General features: G+C 48.2%; 14 protein-coding genes. All 14 read left to right on the forward strand.

Going from position 1 to position 20,370, the window contains the following annotated elements; translation table 11 throughout:
* Positions 1-149: 149 nt before the first annotated feature.
* The 14 genes from AC1XUF_RS09855 (at position 150) to AC1XUF_RS09920 (ending at position 20,349) form a co-directional block, all read left to right on the forward strand.
* On the forward strand, positions 150-3,344 hold the full coding sequence (locus tag AC1XUF_RS09855; protein ID WP_483341607.1) for a SusC/RagA family TonB-linked outer membrane protein: 3,195 nt from the start codon (positions 150-152) through the stop codon (positions 3,342-3,344).
* Positions 3,345-3,361: 17 nt separating this feature from the next.
* Positions 3,362-4,945 (forward strand): SusD/RagB family nutrient-binding outer membrane lipoprotein, encoded by a 1,584-nt coding sequence (locus tag AC1XUF_RS09860; protein WP_483341608.1) that lies wholly within the window; start codon positions 3,362-3,364, stop codon positions 4,943-4,945.
* Positions 4,946-5,200: 255 nt separating this feature from the next.
* Positions 5,201-7,090 carry a heparinase II/III domain-containing protein gene (locus tag AC1XUF_RS09865; RefSeq protein WP_483341609.1) on the forward strand — a complete coding sequence of 630 codons (1,890 nt, stop codon included), beginning with the start codon at positions 5,201-5,203 and terminating at the stop codon, positions 7,088-7,090.
* Positions 7,091-7,199: 109 nt separating this feature from the next.
* The gene (locus AC1XUF_RS09870; protein ID WP_483341610.1) at positions 7,200-9,269 is read left to right on the forward strand and encodes a family 20 glycosylhydrolase; all 2,070 of its coding nucleotides are present in this window, start codon (positions 7,200-7,202) and stop codon (positions 9,267-9,269) included.
* Between the two features lie 6 nt (positions 9,270-9,275).
* Complete coding sequence (locus tag AC1XUF_RS09875) at positions 9,276-11,624, forward strand: c-type cytochrome (protein WP_483341611.1); 2,349 nt, start codon at positions 9,276-9,278, stop codon at positions 11,622-11,624.
* A 43-nt stretch (positions 11,625-11,667) separates the two neighbouring features.
* Entirely contained in the window at positions 11,668-13,623 is a 1,956-nt protein-coding gene (locus AC1XUF_RS09880) for a primary-amine oxidase (protein WP_483341612.1), read from the forward strand.
* Between the two features lie 7 nt (positions 13,624-13,630).
* Entirely contained in the window at positions 13,631-14,065 is a 435-nt protein-coding gene (locus AC1XUF_RS09885; RefSeq protein WP_483341613.1) for a hypothetical protein, read from the forward strand.
* Positions 14,066-14,165: 100 nt separating this feature from the next.
* Positions 14,166-14,951, forward strand: a complete 786-nt coding sequence (locus AC1XUF_RS09890; RefSeq protein WP_483341614.1) for a creatininase family protein — start codon at positions 14,166-14,168, stop codon at positions 14,949-14,951.
* 198 nt (positions 14,952-15,149) lie between these two features.
* Positions 15,150-15,527: a RidA family protein gene (locus AC1XUF_RS09895; protein WP_483341615.1), complete on the forward strand. Its 378-nt coding sequence runs from the start codon at positions 15,150-15,152 to the stop codon at positions 15,525-15,527.
* Between the two features lie 23 nt (positions 15,528-15,550).
* Positions 15,551-16,504: a 3-hydroxyacyl-CoA dehydrogenase family protein gene (locus AC1XUF_RS09900; RefSeq protein WP_483341616.1), complete on the forward strand. Its 954-nt coding sequence runs from the start codon at positions 15,551-15,553 to the stop codon at positions 16,502-16,504.
* A 4-nt stretch (positions 16,505-16,508) separates the two neighbouring features.
* Positions 16,509-17,642, forward strand: coding sequence for a mandelate racemase/muconate lactonizing enzyme family protein (locus AC1XUF_RS09905; RefSeq protein ID WP_483341617.1), 1,134 nt, complete (start codon positions 16,509-16,511; stop codon positions 17,640-17,642).
* On the forward strand, positions 17,639-18,565 hold the full coding sequence (locus tag AC1XUF_RS09910; protein WP_483341618.1) for a DMT family transporter: 927 nt from the start codon (positions 17,639-17,641) through the stop codon (positions 18,563-18,565). The genes AC1XUF_RS09905 and AC1XUF_RS09910 overlap by 4 nt, the downstream gene beginning before the upstream one ends.
* A 15-nt stretch (positions 18,566-18,580) precedes the next feature.
* Positions 18,581-19,537: a dihydrodipicolinate synthase family protein gene (locus tag AC1XUF_RS09915; RefSeq protein ID WP_483341619.1), complete on the forward strand. Its 957-nt coding sequence runs from the start codon at positions 18,581-18,583 to the stop codon at positions 19,535-19,537.
* A 68-nt stretch (positions 19,538-19,605) separates the two neighbouring features.
* Complete coding sequence (locus AC1XUF_RS09920) at positions 19,606-20,349, forward strand: SDR family NAD(P)-dependent oxidoreductase (RefSeq protein ID WP_483342021.1); 744 nt, start codon at positions 19,606-19,608, stop codon at positions 20,347-20,349.
* Positions 20,350-20,370 lie beyond the last annotated feature (21 nt).

A 20,370-nucleotide genomic window follows, 5' to 3' on the forward strand; every position in this document is an offset into this window, starting at 1 on the left:
TTCATTATTATTTACCATTAGAACTGTCCCTCTTTCGATGACTTTATCATTAAGCCATTAAACTTGCCTGCCTATGAAGATATCCCGGTACTTGCTAGTATTTCCCAGTTTACCCATTAGTTCAATATCCCGTTCTGAAAACTTTGAATATGAAAAAATCTCTAGAACCATTGAGGTTACCCTTTAAAGAAGCCTCAATCATAAAAACCTGCTTTTTCCGCCACTTCTTTGTTCTTCTGTTGTCGATTTGCTTTTTTACACTCACAGGTGCTTCTGATGCGGCTTTCGCGCAGCAAGTAAAAAAAGTGTCTGGTACAGTAATCGATCAGAAAGGTGCGCCAATTCCCGGTGCATCTATCGTTGTAAAACAGTCTACCGCCGGTGCAATTGCGGATAAAGACGGGAAATTCAGCATTTCCGTGCCCGATAATGCAAACATTCTGGTGATCTCTTACATAGGAATGAAAACACTGGAAGTTGCGATTGGAAACAGGACCACACTTGATAACATAACTTTGCAGGAAGAGAGCGTAGGATTGCAGGAAGTAGTCGTAACCGCGCTTGGTATCGAGCGGTCGGCCAAAACCCTGACTTATGCAACGCAAAAAGTGGGTAACGAACAGATTAATGAAGTTCGGGATGCGAACTTCACCAACACATTATCCGGAAAAATTGCCGGACTTACAGTTACCCCTTCTGCCAGCGGACCAGGCGGGGCTACCAGGATTGTCCTGCGTGGAAACAGGTCTATCCAAGGTACCAACAACGTATTGATCGTTGTAGATGGTGTTCCAGTCGACAACTCAACCATCTCAGGACAAGTAAGAAACGATTCGGGTGATGACAACCGCGGAACCAGCGGAAGCGACGGTGTTTCCAACATTAACCCGGACGATATTGAGTCGATCAGCGTGCTGAAAGGAGCTGCCGGAGCTGCATTATACGGCAGTCGTGCGGCAAATGGTGTGATGATGATCACCACAAAAAAAGGTAAAAGCGGTGGATTGGCGGTTAACGTGAATTCGGGCGTATCTTTTGACAAAGCATTAACAACACCGAGTTTACAAAATCAGTACAGTCAGGGTTCGGCAGGTACCTATTCGGCTTTAGCAACAGGAAGCTGGGGCGCGGCAGTAGCAGGTCAGAGCGTGGTGGACTGGGCAGGTAAAACGGTTTCTCTTCAAGCCTATCCTGACAATATCTCTGGTTTTTACAGAACAGCATTGTCGAGTAATAACGCCGTGAGCGTGGGTGGCGGAACCGATAGAATGACGACCTATCTTTCGTACGCAAATAACAACGCAAATGGAATTGTTCCTACCAACAGCCTGACACGCAATACATTTAATGGCCGGATGAGTATGAACATCACCAGCAAATTATCGGTGGATGCAAAGGTAACGTACACGCTCCAGCAAATTAAAAACAAGCCTGGTGTAGGAGGGGACGGATTCGTCGTAGCCAACTTATCGCACATCCCAAGGACGGTCAACCTGGCAGATCTCGAAGAATATAAAAAGGTAAGCTCAACAGGTATCGAAACTCCAACATACTGGACCAACCCCGATCCGGTATATATGAACCCTTACTGGACCATTCACAACACAAGACATATTGAAAACCGCAGCAGGGTCACTTCGTTGCTCGCGTTGAAATATAAGTTTACCGATTGGCTGAATATTCAGGGCCGGATCAGTTCAGATACTTACAACGATTTCAATACCCACGCATATGCCAACAATACAGCCAACTACGCACGCCAGCCGGGCGGTTACTATGCTGAGGAAGGCGCGCAGGTAAGCGAAAGAAACATCGATATCTTGCTGAACGGTACAAATAACATTACGAAGGACCTGGTAATCAATTACAATATTGGTGGTTCAATGCTGCTTAGAAGTTCCAGAAGACGCGTCAACTATGCGGATGGTCTGGGTATCCCAAACAAATATGATCTGGGCTTCGCGACTACACTTGGCGTAACGAGTGCAACCAGTAAGAGGGACCTCCATTCTATTTACGGAACAGCGCAATTCGGCTATAAAGATTACCTGTTCCTGGACGTAACGGCTAGAAATGATTGGTCGAGTACCCTTCCTGAACCATATTCTTACTTTTATCCATCTGTTGGCCTTTCGGCGATTTTGTCCGAAATGGTTCGGCTGCCGAACTGGATCAGTCTTGCAAAAGTTCGGGCGTCTGCCACCAAGGTGGGTAACGATGCCGATCCCTACCTGATCAATCAGACTTATACGTATAGCAGGGGATCGTTCGGCGGTTTTGTAAGCAGCAGCGCGACCAAATCCATTGGGAACCTGAAACCCGAACTGACCAATTCTATAGAGTTCGGTACGGACTGGCGGTTCATGGAAAACCGTTTCGGAATTGATCTGACTTATTACAAAACCAATTCGAAAAACCAGTTGCTGACTGTCGGCGCACCGGCATCATCCGGTTATGCTTCCAGATACCTCAACGCAGGTAACATTCAAAACAGCGGTATCGAGATCGTGCTTTCTGCCAAAATACTGCATGCCAGCGCATTTACATGGGATATGGGGCTTAATTATGCCCGCAACAAAAACAAGGTTGTTGAACTCTATCCTGGTATAGCTCGTGTATACCTGGGTTCCACACAGAATGTGCGGACTGCGACGCCTGTGATCGTGGAAGGTGGCAGTTACGGGGACCTATACGGGTACAAATGGCAAAAGCTGAATGGACAATACCTGGTTAGCGCAGCTGGAGTTCCGGTTCAAACCACTTCCATTGAGAAAGTAGGAAACTTCAACCCGAAATATACCGCAGGTTTCAACAACACATTCTCTTATAAACACTTTACTTTGGGCGTGCTGGTCGATGGTAAATTTGGCGGCGTGGTAACATCCGGTACCGCTGCTCAAAATGCTTATTTTGGTAATGCAGATTACACAACGAAGTACCGCGAGGCCGGTTCCTGGGTAGTGCCTGGCGTGACGGCCGAAGGTGCTGCGAACACTGTGGCAGTCAATGCGGAGAAATTCTGGCAGACAGTTTCACAAAACAATTACTCCTGGGCCGAATTCTTCACTTACAACGCAACTTCGGTACGTGTGAGGGAGCTTACTTTTGGTTATGAGTTCAAATCGCTGCCCAAGTTCATCAAAGGCGCAAAAATTTCCTTTGTTGCCCGTAACCTGTTCTTCCTTTACAGGGGAAGTTCGATCCTCGATATTCCCGGAATCGGCAAACGTAAGATGGACTTCGATCCGGAGGTGAGTATTGGTAACAGTAACTATCAGGGTATCGAGTACAATAACCTGCCCTCTACCAGAAGTATGGGACTTAATCTGAAACTGTCATTTTAATTAAAATAATGATTGTCATGCAATACAACCTGAAAAACATTAAAATGCTGTCTTTTGCCTCTTTACTGGCGTTGATCGTCGGGCTGGGCAGCTGCACCAATGACTTTGACTCTGTCAACACGGACAATACCAAGCTAAGTGTTGTCAGTACCGCCGAGTATCCGTATATGTTCTCCAATGCCCTAATGAGCTCCTCTCTGGCCCCCAACAATTTTGAAATTGGCGAGGGGACATACGCAGGCGTTTACTCCCAGTTCTACTCACAGGCTGCCATGTCTTTTCCTACAGACCGCTATGTGATGCGTCTTGACTGGCTTCCGGCTGCCTGGAACCCGGTATATATTCAATCGGCGCCAGCGCTGAAAACAATCCTTGACAATACCGACGAGCAAACTCCTGAGAATGCATTAGCAAAAATCTGGTGGGTTTGGATGTTCCATCGCGTTACGGATTATTTTGGGCCAATCCCCTATTTCCAGGCGGCAAATGGTCTCGGTTCGGTAGCTTCTACTCCCCAGGACTCGATCTACTACGATTTTTTCAAAAAGCTGGACGCGGCTTCAACGGTCTTGAAGAACAGTGCCGGAAAAACGCCTTACGGAAAATTTGACCTGATCTATAATGCAAAAGGGGCACAGTCCACCACCGCATGGATGAAGTTTGCAAATACATTAAGGCTCCGCCTGGCTATGCGTATCTCCAAAGTGGACCCTGTACTTGCCAAGGCACAGGCAGAAGCAGCCGTAGCCGCTGGCGTCATGACAGAAACGACGGACGATGCATTTATGCCGAAATCCAATACCGTTTATGCCGAATACAACGGTCTTTCACAGATCGTGGCCTGGGATGAAATCCGGATGAGCTCAACCATGGAATCGATACTGAAGGGGTACGAAGATCCCCGGATGCCGATTTACTTTCAGCCTGCCAGTTTTACAGGAAAATACGATGGCGTGAGAAATGGATTGCTGGTGGCTGAAAAACAGATGGATATCAATTCGAGAAAGTATACTTCCAATCTGGGGTCACGCTGGGCAACCGGCAACAATGGCAGTTTTACAGCGGTTTTCAATACACCGCAAAATATCATGCATGCTGCTGAAGCCTATTTCCTTCGTGCGGAAGGTGCGCTCAATGGCTGGAATATGGGGGATAATGCCCAGAACCTGTATGAAACAGGTATCAAAATGTCGATGAAACAATGGGGGATCACCGATCAGGCAGTGATTGCGAAATACATTGCCAATCCTGCGGTACCTATTGCTCCTGAGGATGGACAAAATTCACCTCCCGTAAACGATTATCCCGCTAAATTTAGCTCGGACCCGACGATGCAACGCAAACAGGTAGCACAACAAAAATGGCTTGCCTTGTTCCCCGACGCCATGGAAGGCTGGGCGGAAGTACGGCGGTCTGGACTTCCGAAACTATACCCGATTGTCCACAGCGAAAACACCGATCTGCCAGCGGGTACCTTTATCCGGCGTGTGCCTTTTCTGGATACTGAAAAGCAAACCAATGCAGCGGCTACAGCCAAAGCTGTTGAAATGTTGAAAGGCCCTGATAAAGTGTCAACACCGCTTTGGTGGGATAAAAACTAGGTCACAAAAGGCTAGCTAACAAATAAGTACCAGAGGTACGACCGATATCCTAACCCCGGGTTTCAACCCGGGGTCGCAGGTCGCAGGTCGCAGGTCACAGGCACAAAGCAGCACTGCGGAGATGGCCGCGATAGGTCACATAGGTATGACACTGGCGCTATCGACCTCCATGGATCTACGGATTGAAAACCGTAGTTAGGAGATCGTCGGGCCGCGGTCGTTCGAGGCTCGGGCTCTTAATGGATACTGAATTTTATGAGATTACTTGCAACACTTATCCTCTTTCTCATAGCCAGCCTGGCCCATGCCCAGGTGCATGAGATGGATACCGTCCAGTTTATCAATCCGAAAACGGTTATCCAGGATCATCCCAGATTACTTTTGTTGAAGGGCGAGGAAGAACTGTTGAGAAAGTCGGTCCGGTCGAACCGTATATGGATGGAGGTTCATGGGGCTATCCTGCGTCAGTGCGATAGTCTGCTTTTTACTAAGCCGGTTGAAAGGATATTATTCGGCGTAAGGCTGCTCGCAAAATCCAGGGATTGTTTGTACCGGGTTTTTAACCTGAGTTATGCCTGGCGGATGACTGGCGACAAGAAATATTTGAAACGTGCGGAAGAAGAGCTGCTGGCCGTTTCCAATTTCAGCGACTGGAACCCGGGCCATTATCTGGATGTGGCCGAAATGACCATGGGCGTGGCGATAGGCTACGATTGGCTCTATCACGACCTCTCCGAAAAATCACGCGAGACGATCAGGGAAGCGATATTGAAAAAAGGGGTAGCCACGTCGTTCGACAGTGCCTATCCCAATTATCGTAAATGGCTGTCTGTGACCAATAACTGGAATCAGGTGTGCAATGCAGGTATCTCTTTCGGCGCTATTGCGACCTGGGAGAGCGATCCTGAACTGGCCAGAAAAGTCGTCAACCGCTCTGTGGCGAGCATCGGTATTGCCATGAAAGATTACGGTCCGGATGGCGCTTTCGCCGAAGGATATACCTATTGGGGTTACGGAACAACCTTTAACATCATGTTCCTGAGCGCCATTGAAAAGATTTTTAAAACCGATTTTGGTTTGAGTAAAAGTGAAGGATTCCTGAAAACAGCCGGCTATCTCGAAAACATGGTCGGCCCGACAGGCCGTAACTTCAACTATTCCGACGCTTCTGAAATTTCAACGCTGCAGCCGGCGATGTTTTGGTTTGCCAATAAGCTGAAAGACCCGTCCCTGCTTTGGAATGAACGTTTTTACCTGACGTCCGACCATATCAAAAAGAATTCAGATCGGCTGCTCCCGGCGATCCTGATCTGGGGAAATGGAATGGATCCGGAAAAAATAGCTGCGCCCAAAACGCATCTCTGGACCGGAGCCGGCAGAAATCCGGTAGCTTTGATGCGCTCCTCCTGGACCGATCCCAATGCTATTTTTCTTGGGGTAAAAGGAGGATCGCCACTCGTTACGCACGGACATATGGATGCCGGGGCTTTTGTGCTGGAATCCGACGGAGTGAGGTGGGCTAAGGACTTTGGTTTTCAGGAATACACCGCACTGGAATTAAGAAATATCAACTTGTGGGCAGATAAGCAGGATGGCCAGCGCTGGCAGATATTTCGTTATAACAATTTTTCTCACAATACTTTAACTGTGAATAACGAACTGCAGCGGGTTGAAGGCAAGGGTATCATTACCAGCACGACCTCCGGCCCGGCTTTCTTAAGCGCAGTGACCGATATTTCAACTTTATACAAAGGCCAGCTTGCGCAGGCAGTGCGAGGGACAGCGATAGTTGACGGGAAATATGCCTTGGTCAAAGACGAGATAGAAACATTGGATACCGAAACCACCATTCGTTGGGCAATGCTTACGTCCGCGGAAGTGAAAGTACACGGCAACCTCGCCGAATTAACCCAGAGCGGCAAGAAATTAACGATTCGGGTGCCTGACCCCGCAAATATCACGATGCAAACCTGGTCAACAACACCTCCCAAGGACTATGACGAGCCCAATCCGGGAACAACGCTGGTAGGGTTCGAAGTCAAAATTCCCGCCCGTTCGAAGCGTACATTCAACGTGTTCCTGATTCCTGGCAGCACATCCCAACATATATTGACTAATCCTAAACCTTTAAAAGATTGGCATTGAAATCCGCCTGTATTGCCCGAGCGCCTCGTTCGCAGCAATTGATGTATTGATCTGATGTCTTACAATTTTGACAGTTCGATTCATTTAATCACTCACCTATTCATTTCGCATGCGTTTCCAGAACCCACTAATTCTTTTCTTTATCCTTTCAGTTTCCGCATTTGCGCAAAACAAACCCGTTTTATTTCCTAACCCGGAGTCGATCCAGTATGGTCCCGGCTCATTACCCCTGGCCGGAATAAGCATTTTGGTTCCCAAAGCCGCTTCAAAGGAAGAGGTGTTCGCGCTTAATGAGCTCAAATCCATCATTCTTGAAAAATCGGGGCAGCAGGCAAAAACCGTTTCATCGGCTCCCGCGGCGGTTTTGGAATTTTCGGTCAAAGAAAAAGGCCATGAGATACCGGAAGTCGGTGAAATGGCTGGCGGAAGCAACAGGGAATACTACAAGCTGAGCATTTCCGCCGGCAAAATCAAAATCGAAGCTCAGACCACGGCGGGCCTGTACTATGCCGTGCAGACGATCCGGCAATTGATCCAAAGCGATGGAAAAAAAGCATTTCTTCCCTACGTTACCATCGCCGACCGACCGAAGCTGGCGTATCGCGGTATCATGATGGATTTCGCGCATGGCGGTCTGCCGACAATCGACGAAATCAAAAAGCAGATCGATTTCCTGGCGGTATGGAAAACCAATCAATACTATTTCTATAATGAGGTAAGTATGGAGCTTAAAGGTTTTCCTACAGTCGCTTACAAATCGGGTTATACACAGGCGCAGGTTCGCGACATTATTGCTTATGGGAAACAAAGGCATATGGATGTCGTGCCGTTTTTGAATTTGTACGGTCACCTGCACGAATTGCTGCGCAACGAAAAATACGCCGATCTGTCCATCGGGAACTACGGTCACGAGCTCGATCCGCGTAAGCCAGGCGCCAATGAAATGCTTAAAAACTGGATCAAGCAATACACCGACCTCTTTCCAAGCCCGTTTATCCACGTTGGTTTTGACGAAACCTGGGAAACCAAAAGGATCGCGGATGATAAAGACGGCAAAATCAATTCAGAAGAACTTTGGCTGCAGCAGCTCACTTTCGTGCAGGCGGAGCTAAAAAAGTATGGCAAAACCGTGATGGCCTGGACAGATATGAACAATTACTATCCGGATATCATGAAAAAGCTGCCGAAAGAAGTGATTCCGGTTATTTGGGAGTATAAGCCCGACACTGTGGAGATCAACCGCTATCTCAATCCCGTACTCAAGGAGAAAAAGCCATTTTTTATCCAACCTGCAGTTTCTGGCTGGGGCCACATTTATCCTGATGTCGACTATACCTATACCAACATTGACCTGTGCCTGAAAGCGGGTTTGAAAAATAAAACATTGGGTTTTATCAACTCCGTCTGGACAGATGCCGTGGAGCCCTTTGTGCGTCCTTCGTGGATGTTTATGGCTTACGGCTGCATCGGCGCGTGGCAGGGTGAAGTGCCGGATAAAAAGACTTTCTCCAAGGATTACAGCTCGATCCTGTACCCGAAAGTGGCTGACGAAATGGAAAAGGCATTTGAATACCTGGCACTTTCCAATGTGTATTTGAACAAATGTCTGGGTAAGAATACAGCCGGAATGCCGCGTGGGACCATCATTGAAAGCTGGTCGAACCCTTTCCTGCCTTACTATCTCAAAAATACCAAAGAACATGAGCAGGATTTTCGTAACGCACGGAAAATGAGCGAGGAAGCGCAAGGAATGTTGATCCAGGCCATGGCAAAATGCAGCGCGAAAGACAGTGCTTTTATTAATTCCATGTTGGTTACAGCCAGGTTAATGACCTACTCTGCTACCCGGTTTCTCTGGGCCAAAACCATGTGCGACCGCTGGAATGAATCCATGCTTTTGCGCAAGAAGAATGACTTTGTGGTGTACGATATCACCCACATTTGTCATGGCCTGCTCATCGATGTCATGGATGAAGGCGGCGAACTGAAAACAGCATACCAGCAAGCTTGGCTTACCGAAAATATGCCGTACAGGATGAATACCATTCTGGGCAGATTTGATGTGGAATATGCCTTATGGCAAAAGCTCTTTCTGAAAGTCATCGGATACCGCATCGAGAATAAGCCGGAACACGTTGCAAGCCAGTCTTTCGAGGAATTATTTAAGCCTGACTTTTAAGAAACAATGATCGGAATACTCCTGATGCTTTTAGGGTTTTTCCTGGACGATAAGCCCCCTCATGCTCCGAAGATTGAGCGGCCGGGAGAGGCCTGGGCAATGCGTTCGGTGCTGGATAAAAAGCCGCGGATGCTGAGTATTGCGCTCAATAAGAAACTGTATGTAGCCTACAATACCCAGTCGGCTACCATTTACAAGGCTTGGTTCGGCAAAGTCAATTTTGACGGATCGGTATTTAATGGAGTGCACGGTTTTCAGCCCACCTCCCAGGGCCAGACTTTCCTTCTGGAGAATGGGGAAGACCTCTGGAGTATCCGATACAACGGAAAGACAATTAAACCGGAAGCCGCATACCGTGGTCACCGGATTTCAAAAGAAACAATTACACTCAAATACGACCTGCTTTTTGAAGGTCAGAAAGTAAGCATTGAAGAAACGCCCGAATACTTTCCGGTGGATGCGGATACAACACTGGTAGGTTTCCAACGCATTTTTATCATTCGAAGCAACCCCGGTAATGCAGTTGTTTCGCTTTCGATGCAGCCGGGTCCCGGTATCAATTCAGGAGCATTGACCCTCAACCGGACAGGAAGTACAACCCTGGCGCAGACATTCAGGATTATTCAGGATACCACTCCGCAAACGATTGTGCTGGCTGACGGCAAGGTTGCCGCGACGACGCTTTTAGAGAAAAGTGATTGTTACAGCTGTCACAATCAGGATTTGAAAACGGTAGGCCCTGCTTTTGCGGAGATTTCTGATCGCTATAAAAAGAATGGGGAGGAATATGCGAATCGGCTGGCTTTGAAGATTATCAATGGAGGTGCCGGTAACTGGGGAAGCATTCCTATGCCTCCCCACCCGGATCTTTCCATGAAGGATGCGGCTGCTCTGGTCCATTATATTCTGTCTGTCGAGCCGAAAAAAAGAGTCGTCACTGCTGCTCCTGTAACGCAATCGTCCGTTAAAACGGACACGGTCCCGGGGGACGAATTTCCTCTGAAATCTGTGCATCCCAGTTTCACGCTTTCTCAGGCCAGGCCGGACTGGTTTCAGCCGCGCGTGGGCGGAATGGATTTTCTGGCGGATGGCAGGCTGGTAGTAAGTACCTGGGATTCCCTGGGATCCGTGTACATTGTCGATGGTTTGAAAAGCAAAAGCCAGGACGACTTCCAAGTGAAGCGCATTGCAACAGGCCTCGCAGAACCGCTTGGATTGAAAGTCGTAGACGGAAACATTTATGTTGTCCAGAAACAGGAACTGACAAAGCTTGTAGATCTGGACCATGACGATATCATCGATGAATACCAGACTGTCTGCAATCGCTGGAAAGTGTCGGATAACTTTCATGAATTCGCTTTTGGGTTGATATACAAGGAAGGGTTTTTCTATGCAACACTCGCCACGGATATCAACAATGGAGGGGCCAGTACGCAACCGCAGGTACCCGACCGGGGGAAAGTGATGAAGATCTCGAAGGAAACCGGCTCGCTGGAATTCATTGCAACCGGTTTGCGAACACCCAATGGGATTGGATTTGGTGTTGATAATGAGATATTTATTACAGACAACCAGGGCGACTGGCTGCCAGCAAACAAGGTCATTCACTTGCAGCCGGGCGCTTGGTATGGCTCGAGGGTGGTAGATTTTGAAGGAACAAAGTCTAAAAAAGAAACGCCGCCGGCTGTCTGGCTCCAACAGGGCGATATTGCGAATTCGCCCAGCCAACCCGTTTTACTCGACATAGGCCCGTATCGTAATCAAATGGTTTACGGAGATGTATCTTATGGAGGGTTGCAAAGGGTTTTTCTCGAAAAAGTGCATGGCCAGTATCAGGGAGCGGTTTTTCGTTTCAGCGAAGGATTGGAAGCGTGTATCAACAGGCTCGTCTGGGGCCCCGATGGCTCGCTTTATGCCGGTGGCGTAGGTCTTAACTGGAGTTGGGGGAAGAAGGGCAAACTGCGTTACGGGCTTCAAAGGCTGGCCTTTAACGGGACCAGTACTTTTGAAATGCTGGCTGTAAGGGCGCAATCCGGTGGAATCGAAATAGAATTGACCGAACCGCTCAAAGCTGGGTCGGGGAATAAGTCGTCTGATTACCAGGTAAAGCAATGGTGGTACAAGCCTACCGAAAACTACGGCGGCCCCAAAATGGATGAAGAAGTACTTACAATTGATAAAATCAAAGTATCTGCGGACAGAAGAAAAGTGACGCTGGGCCTACCAAAAATGAAGCCCGGGCATGTGATATACCTCCGATTGAGCCGTGGAACCATCATAAGCACGACAGAGAATAAGTTATGGTCGACAGAAGCCTGGTATACCATGAACAACATTCCTCCGAAATCCTTATAAATTGGAATTAGTATCATTTTCACTCAACTATTACTAATGTCACATGGAAAACGTATCAACAGGGAAGGCGGTGGTTCACCCGCTGCACCCGCTCACATCCGATGAGATCAAAGCTGCTGTTGCGATCGTGCGGGAAGAGCAAAATCTGGCTTATGAGACAACCCGCTTTGTTTCGGTCGTATTAAAAGAGCCTGCCAAGGAGGTTGTTTACCAGTTTGTCCCCGGAAGGCCTTTCGATCGCAAGGCATTCGCTGTCATTCTCGACAGCGCTTCGGGAAACACCTACGAATCCGTCATTTCATTGTCGGACAAAAAAGTCCTTTCCTGGGAGCATATCCCCGGCGTGCAGCCGACCATGACTGCCGATGAGCAGATCGAGTGCGAAGAAGTGATCAAAAATGCACCTGAATTTCATGAAGCATTAAAGCGATACGGGATTACCAACCCCGACCTGGTCATGATCGATATCTGGACAGCGGGTAATTACGGGGATGAGGAAGAGGATACCGTGAGGCTGGCCAGGCCGCTTTGTTTTGTGAGAAGCGACGCCACCGATAATGGTTATGCGCATCCGATAGAAGGTATCCGTCCGGTTGTCGATCTCAATAAAATGGAGCTGCTTCGCGTAGAGGATTATGGTTATACCGCTTTGCCGCCGCAGGATTGTAATTATAAAACCGAGCGCGTCAAGACAATGCGGACTGATATCAAGCCATTGGAAATCACGCAGCCCGAGGGGCCGAGTTTTTCTATCAATGGTTATGAAGTAAGCTGGCAGAAATGGAATTTCCATATCGGTTTCAACTCCCGCGAAGGACTTACCCTGCATTACCTGACTTACAATGATGAAGGCAAAGTTCGGCCGATCCTTTACCGCGCCTCGCTTTCCGAAATGGTCGTGCCTTACGGAGATCCTACTGATACCCAAAAACGCAAGAATGCTTTTGATTCCGGGGAATACGGCATGGGCCAGTGTGCGAACAGCCTGACATTGGGCTGCGATTGCCTGGGCTACATCCAATATTTCGATGCCGTGATGAATGATAGCCGCGGCGAGATTTTTACGATAAAAAATGCCATTTGCATGCACGAGGAGGACTACGGCATCCTATGGAAACATACCGACCGTCGCGACGGTATTCCCGAAGTCCGCCGCTCGCGCAGGCTGGTGGTATCTTCTTTTTCGACCGTGGAAAATTATGAATATGGCTTTTTCTGGTATTTGTACCAGGACGGGAATATTCAGTTTGAGATTAAATTAACAGGTATCCTTTCGCTGGGAGCATTGCCCGAAGGCGTGAAATCCAAATATGGCACCTTGGTCGCGCCGCAGTTATACGCACCAAACCACCAGCATTTCTTCAATGTGAGGCTTGACTTTGACATTGATGGTGCCGCCAATTCTGTTTACGAAATTGATGTAAAAAGAGGGGAAAAAGGCCCCGACAATCCATTCGCTAACGCATTTTACGCACAGCCGACCTTGCTGGATACCGAGTTGAATGCACGCAGACAACTGAACCTGCAATCGGCAAGGACGTGGAAAATAGTCAATCCGGAATCGAAGAACGCAATGGGCGAACCGGTAGGGTATAAGCTCATGCCCGGTGATAACTGCTATCCTTTTGCCGATGACGACACCAGCTGGTACCGCCGCGCAGGTTTTGTTCAGAATCACCTTTGGGTGACCCCATTTGATGAAAATGAGCAGTTTGCGGCAGGAAACTATCCCAATCAGCACAAAGGCGGCGATGGTTTGATCAAATGGACGCAGCAGGACCGGCCAGTTGCCGATACCGACCTGGTGGTGTGGTACACAATGGGCCATACCCACATTCCGAGACCGGAGGATTATCCTGTGATGCCGACCGCCTATATCGGGTTTTTGTTGAAGCCAAACGGATTTTTCGATATGAACCCAGCGAATGATGTGCCGCCCTCCAAAGCGAAAGAAATGAATGTCGGGTCCACTGGTAATGGTTCAAGCTGCTGTCATTGAATTGGTTATGGAGCAAAGTCGCAATGTTTCGTTTGAGCGTGCAGGAAAGTCTGCACTGCTCAATGCGTTTCGGGGGGTTATCCAGGCTGCATCGGCTTTTCTGATCATTCTTATGCCCAAATGCAGCATTTGTCTGGCGGCTTATCTGAACGTGTTCAGTTTGATGGGCCTGTCGGTTGCAAAGTATGCGGCCTGGGTTTTGCCGGTTTTGTCCGGCGTTATTTTGTTCAGCCTGGTGATCTCGTTTTTAAAGGCAAGAAAGCTGCATGATTACCGCGCGTTCGCCCTGTTGGCCGCCGGTTCTGGTTTGCTGCTTGTTGTCAAATTTGAGGGATTATCAGCTATTTTAAACTGGATTGCGTTCGCCCTGATACTGAGCGCTACAATCGTGCAATTGGTTCAGTCCAGACGTGTTTGTGATCAGGATATTTTTAAAATTTAATGGATAAGTTCAATTTTAATTTTTTGTAAACTATTTTTTATATTTTTTGTAAACAAAAAACTTAATTTATACTTTTGAATATTCCTTTTGAAGAGTACCTATGTTGTTTTCAAATCTGAGTTACCCGAGTATTAACCTGCAAATTGACAAGTCCGTATTGGTGCTCCCTTTGGGCGCAACAGAACAGCATGGTCCCCATATGGCGGTTTCTACCGATACGGATATCGTAACGAAGATTGCGGGTTTAACAGAGGCCACATTGCCGGATCAGGTATTGCTTTGCCCCACGTTGCCGTTCGGTTCCAGTGATCATCACTTGTCTTTTGGCGGTACGGTCAGCATCAATCCGGCATTGTATGTGCAGGTGATCGTAGACCTCGTAGGTTCATTTTTACAGAATGGTTTCCGAAGAATTGTGCTGCTCAACGGGCATGGCGGAAATATTACGCCGGTCAAACAAGCGCTGGCCATTTTGAGTAAAAAGTATGATCAGGATTTACAGCCTAACATTGCATTGGTAACCTACTGGGAATTGGGCGGAAAGCCTTTTGCGGGAGAAGCGCCGATGGAAAGTCCGGCATTGAGCCACGCCTGCGAATACGAAACCAGCATGATGCTGCACATTTTTCCCGAAAAAGTATGGATGGAAAAGGCGGAACGCGCATTGCGCCCGGAAAGCAACGGATACATTGCCTGGGAAGACGACGAACCGTACAGGGGCGTAACGCTTTTCAAACAAACGGCTTTTATCTCGAGCAACGGCAGCAGCGGGGAACCGCAAAAAGCGACTGCGGAAAAGGGTGAGCATTTGATCGGGAAGGCTGTGGGAGCGTTGGTGGCGTTTTTGGAGGAGTTTGGGAAGTGGGAGTTAGAAAAAAGGTTTTAGCGGTTCGTTGTTACGGTGCGCTGCACCTTGGGGGTGAACCGGAATATTGATAATTCTGCAAATCTTATGGTGCTCTGCACCCAGATCAAAAGGTGCAGAGCACCGAAAGATTTGTAGCAAAGCATTCAATAAAGTATAAAGCAAGGTGCAGAGCACCGCAACAAAAACAGATAGACAGCGAATAGCCAACAGCTCAAAATGAAACAAGAAATTACGCATCCCGATAAAAGTGCAAACACCGGCGCCTATTCTGCCGGTGTTTTGAAAAATGGTATGTTGTTCATCAGCGGCCAGGGACCTTTGGACCTGGCAACGGGCGAGGTGATCCATGGGACCATTGAGGAAGAAACTTTGCTGACGTTGGAACACGTCAAGAAAGTAGTTGAGGCGGCGGGTGGCACCATTGATGATATTATGAAATGCACGGTGCATCTGGAAGATATCAACGATTTCGACCGCTATGATGTAGCTTATGGTTCATTTTTCAAAGGGATCCGTCCTGCCCGGACTACCGTTCAATCGGTTCTGTCTGACGGGATTAAAATAGAGATCGACGCCATCGCGATCATTGGTTAATCGGAATTGAGTTTGTTAAAAATATGAGTGCAAAACAGCGGATCGGGACAGTAGGATTAGGTTTGATGGGTAGCAGCATTGCTACCTGCATCCTGGCGGCAGGTCACGAAGTGACTTCCCTGGTGAAAAGCCAGGAGGAGGCGGTCGGTGCCAGAAAACGTATCTTGGGTTTCCTGACTGAACTTTCCGAAGAAGGATTGCTCACTGAATCGCCTGAACTGGTTATTGAAAGGATTACGATTACAGATGATGTTTCCTTGCTGGCCGGTCATGAAGTAGTGATTGAATCGATTACTGAAAGTGTAGAGGAAAAGAAAAGTGTGTACAGGCAGTTGGAAACCGTGCTTTCCTCCACGGCGATCATCGGGAGCAATACCTCGGCCATCCCGGTTTCGGTATTGCAGGAAGGATTGGCGTTCCCCGAACGTTTGCTTGGAATCCATTGGGCTGAGCCTGCACATATTACCCGTTTTATGGAAGTGATTTGCGGGAAGGATTCGGATGTGAACTATGCCTATCAGATTGTTGAGCTGGCCGAATCCTGGGGCAAAGAACCGTCGCTGCTTCGAAAGGACATTCGGGGTTTTATCACCAACAGGATCATGTATGCAATGCTGCGGGAAGCTTTCAATCTGGTTGAAAACGGCTATGCAACCGTGGAAGATGTGGACCGTTCATTGCGCAATGACCTGGGTTATTGGATCACATTTGCCGGACCGTTCCGGTTTATGGACCTGACGGGCATACCTGCTTACCTGACTGTGATGAGGGACCTTTTCCCTGAACTGGACAATACGACCAAAACCCCGGAGATGATGGAAAAGCTCGTCGCATCGGGTGCAAAAGGCGTCAGCAATGCAAAAGGCTTTTACCCATATACCGAGGAAACAGCCGAAAAATGGGAGAAATTATTTATTGATTTCAGCTACGACATCCGGAAGCTGGCTGAAAAATACCCGCAAAACATTGGAGAATAGTAAAATGACAACAATAGCGTCCATCAAAGCCACGGAAGTGATCGTGCCTGCCAAACCCGGCAGCCTGAACTCCGAAATGGTGCTGGACAAGGACACCGAGTTTGCAAAGAAATTCATGACTGGTGAAAGTTGGACGGAATTTGCAAACCAACCCAAATGGATCATCGAGATAATCCTGGAAAATGGCCTGACCGGCATTGGCGAAACCTATAGAAGCGCTTCTCCCGCGCTGATCCGGGAAAGCATGAAGCTGTTTTCGGGTAAAGATATTTTGAAGCTGAACTGGCGGAGGTTGCCCGTAACCGACCAGCGGATTTACGAGGCATTTGAATGTGCGGTGCTGGATTTGGTAGGAAAGATTTTGCAGGTACCTGTATATCAATTGCTCGGCGGAGGTTACCGCGATGCAATCGACTGCATGGGCTGGACAGGCCGCCGGACACCGGAAGATGCTGCTCAAAAAGCTTTCGAGGCGATGCAAAAAGGCCATAAGGTGTTCAAATTCAAATGCTCCGACGAAGATCCGGTGCGGCTTTGGACGGAAGAAATTAAGAAGAAATGCGGCGACGGTATCAAGGTCTTGTTAGATCCCAACCAGCGCTGGAACGATGTGGAGACGACATTGAAACTGATGGAAGGGGTTGAAATGGCGGTGATGCTGGGGCTTGAAGATCCAATCCTTCATGCTGATGTTCAGGGTTTTAAATACCTGAAGGAAAAACTCGGCATACCGCTTTACCGCCACATTTCCCTGCCTTACACCCAGGATATCCGCGATATGATCGCATTTGTAAGAAGCGACGCGGTAGACGGCTACAATTTTAACGGTTCGGCATACAATTCGGTACTATTGGCGGAAGTCGCGCACCTGGAAGGAAAGCCTTGCTGGCGCGGATCGGAGGTGGACCTCGGAATTTCGGAGACTATGGGATTGCATATCGCGGCAGCCAGTATCAATTGCACGATACCTTCGGACATTTTCGGGGAACTGGTAAGAGTGGATGACCTGATCGTAAACCCCATCGCATTTGAGCATGGAGCGGCGAAAGTACCTCAGGGCAACGGATTGGGTATAGAACTGGACCAGCAGGCGATTGAGAAATATAAAACAGGCCAATATTTAATTGTGAATCAATGAAAAGAGCATTTCTGTCCTGGACGATATTATTTCTGTGTAACCTCATCTGGTCGTTTCATTTTACCTGCATTAAGCTCGTACAGGATCAGGTAGGGCCTTATTTCACGGTCTGGCTGCCGATGCTGCTGGCAACAATTTTTCTGGCCCCGTTTGTGATCAAGGATTTTAGAAAAGGCAAAAAGAAGATCAAAGACGTACTGATTTTCGTGCAGCTTGGCGCATTGGGCGCATTTCCTTCGCAGGTTTTGATGACCTACGGTACCCAATATTCACTGGCCAGTAATGCTGCCATACTTGTTTTAGCGCTGCCGGTCATTACAGCCGTGTTTGCGTTCTTTCTGCTGAAAGAAAAAATGAATACGATACGCTGGATCAGCTTTGCCATAGCGATCATCGGGGTCTTGCTCTGTTCGACCGACGATATCAAGAAAATGGATCTCAGTTCGCGCTATGCATTAGGCAACCTGCTCATTTTCCTGGCGATCATCGGCAATGCTTATTACAACGTGGGTTGTAAGCAGGTGGCTGAAAAATACACGGAGATGGAGATGGTTTTTTACACCTACCTCGTCCTGGTGATCATGCTGGCGCCGCTGGTGTGGTATTACGAGCCCGAAATGTTCTCGAAAATCCCGGATTACACGGCACAAACCTGGACAGGCATGATCGCGCTGACGCTGTTCCACAACTTCTTGTCCATGATCCTGTTTTTCAGCGTACTCAAATACCTGGATGCCACCCAAGTAGCGCTTTCCAATTATCTGATCACATTCATGGGTTTGCCGATCGCAGCGTTCATTTTAGGGGAGACCCTGAAAACACAGGCAATCATTGGGGGAATACTGGTGCTGGCGTCTACGCTGATACTCACCATTGTGGACAATAAAGCTCAACAAAAGAAACTGGTTAAAGTCAGTCAATAAACATAATTTATGAAGATGAATTCAGAAAACGAATTGTTTGGAGTGGTACCCATTATCCCGACTCCATTTACTGAAAATGAGGAGATTGACGAAGACGCCCTCCGCAGCCTGATTGATTTTGCCGTTGCCGGCGGGATTGAAGCGGTTTGCCTGCCCGCCTACGCGAGTGAATTTTACAAACTGACCGACGATGAAAAGCTGCAGGTCGTTCGTGTGGCCGTAGAGCACGCGGCAGGCCGGATCAAGATCGTGGCGCAGTCCAACCACCCTTCCCTGAAAATTGCGATGCGGTTGGCAAAAGCCAATGTGAAGGCAGGTGCTGATGTGATCTCTCTGGCGGTACCACGGATCTTCGGCCTGCCGGAAGCATCCCTCAAAGAATATCTTTCCGAATTTCTTCAATCGATACCCAATACCCCTGTTTTGATCCAGGATTTCAATCCTGGCGGTGCGTCGATCAGCGTTGAATTCATCAAGGAACTGATGGATGAGAACCCGAACTTTAAGTACCTGAAGCTGGAAGAACCGCTTTGTGCACCGAAATTCGAAAGCATTATCAAGGCTACCGGTGATAAAGTGGGCTTGTTTGAAGGTTGGGGTGGATTGTACATGCTGGAACTTGTCCCCATCGGTATCCGTGGTGTAATGCCGGGACTGGCGGTAGCCGATATACTTCAGAAAGTATTTAACCTGCGCAGGAATGGCGAACATGCCCGGGCCTTTGATCTGTTCGAAAAAGTAATGCCCCAGATCTTTTTCTCCCTGCAGAACATGGAGCTTTTCCATTATGCGGAGAAGGAACTACTCATTGCAAGAGGGGTTTTAAAGAACAGCATTGCACGCAAGGCAGCGTACATTCCCGATGCTTCGTCAATTGCATATATCAAAGAATTGAATCAGAGGGTCATGGACATAATCAATGACGAGAGCTGGGAAATCAGGCCTTTGGAAACAACATTGACCAAAGAATAGTTAAATTTTTTAAGGAATGTACTTTTACATCCGGCAAGCTAAATATGACTAAACAATCACCGGGGACGATGACCACTTTTTCTAAGCAAGTTGCAATTATCACCGGGGCCGCATCCGGGTTAGGTTTGGTGATCGCCCATAAATTGTTGAACGAGGGAGCATGTGTAGGCCTTTTCGATATCAATGAAAAGGCGCTTCGGGAACAATTTGTCGATCATGAAAAATATGAAGAGCTTGTAGCACTGGATCTTACCGACCAGGCACAGGTGGAGGCCGGGGTTGCGCGGATCAATGAACGTTTTGGCAAAATAGATATCCTGATCAATTGCGCCGGGATCACGGGGGCGACCAACATCAAAAGCCACGAAGTAGATCCGGAAAACCTGCGTAAGGTATTTGAAATCAATTTTATGAGCAGCTTTTATACTGCCAGGGCCGTACTGCCATACATGCTTGCCAACAATTACGGACGGATTTTACACATTGCCTCCATCGCGGGAAAAGAAGGTAACGCAGGGATGCTGGCTTACTCGTCGTCCAAGGCAGCAGTTATCGGGATGGCAAAAGTGCAGGGAAAAGAGTACGCCGAAACCGGTATAACCGTCAATGCGTTGGCCCCCGCGGTGATACAAACGCCGCTGGTTGACGCCATGCCGCCTGAGCAAGTGAAATACATGACGGACAAGATCCCGATGAAACGTACAGGAACCCTGGAGGAGGCCGCGAATATGGCCGCGTTTATCGTTTCGCCCGAAAGCAGTTTCACGACCGGCTTCACTTTTGACCTTTCCGGTGGACGGGCTACTTATTGATATCCAGCAGAAAAAAATCAG

The sequence above is a fragment of the Dyadobacter sp. HNCC25DJ185 genome, assembly GCF_056895195.1.

Excerpts from the sequence above, each read along its gene's own strand:
- AC1XUF_RS09870 (WP_483341610.1), top strand. The coding sequence starts at position 7,200 with ATGCGTTTCCAGAACCCACTAATTCTTTTCTTTATCCTTTCAGTTTCC.
- AC1XUF_RS09855 (WP_483341607.1), top strand. The coding sequence starts at position 150 with ATGAAAAAATCTCTAGAACCATTGAGGTTACCCTTTAAAGAAGCCTCA.
- AC1XUF_RS09910 (WP_483341618.1), top strand. The coding sequence starts at position 17,639 with ATGAAAAGAGCATTTCTGTCCTGGACGATATTATTTCTGTGTAACCTC.
- AC1XUF_RS09880 (WP_483341612.1), top strand. The coding sequence starts at position 11,668 with ATGGAAAACGTATCAACAGGGAAGGCGGTGGTTCACCCGCTGCACCCG.
- AC1XUF_RS09885 (WP_483341613.1), top strand. The coding sequence starts at position 13,631 with ATGGAGCAAAGTCGCAATGTTTCGTTTGAGCGTGCAGGAAAGTCTGCA.
- AC1XUF_RS09860 (WP_483341608.1), top strand. The coding sequence starts at position 3,362 with ATGCAATACAACCTGAAAAACATTAAAATGCTGTCTTTTGCCTCTTTA.
- AC1XUF_RS09915 (WP_483341619.1), top strand. The coding sequence starts at position 18,581 with ATGAATTCAGAAAACGAATTGTTTGGAGTGGTACCCATTATCCCGACT.
- AC1XUF_RS09875 (WP_483341611.1), top strand. The coding sequence starts at position 9,276 with ATGATCGGAATACTCCTGATGCTTTTAGGGTTTTTCCTGGACGATAAG.
- AC1XUF_RS09900 (WP_483341616.1), top strand. The coding sequence starts at position 15,551 with ATGAGTGCAAAACAGCGGATCGGGACAGTAGGATTAGGTTTGATGGGT.
- AC1XUF_RS09920 (WP_483342021.1), top strand. The coding sequence starts at position 19,606 with ATGACCACTTTTTCTAAGCAAGTTGCAATTATCACCGGGGCCGCATCC.
- AC1XUF_RS09890 (WP_483341614.1), top strand. The coding sequence starts at position 14,166 with ATGTTGTTTTCAAATCTGAGTTACCCGAGTATTAACCTGCAAATTGAC.
- AC1XUF_RS09895 (WP_483341615.1), top strand. The coding sequence starts at position 15,150 with ATGAAACAAGAAATTACGCATCCCGATAAAAGTGCAAACACCGGCGCC.
- AC1XUF_RS09905 (WP_483341617.1), top strand. The coding sequence starts at position 16,509 with ATGACAACAATAGCGTCCATCAAAGCCACGGAAGTGATCGTGCCTGCC.
- AC1XUF_RS09865 (WP_483341609.1), top strand. The coding sequence starts at position 5,201 with ATGAGATTACTTGCAACACTTATCCTCTTTCTCATAGCCAGCCTGGCC.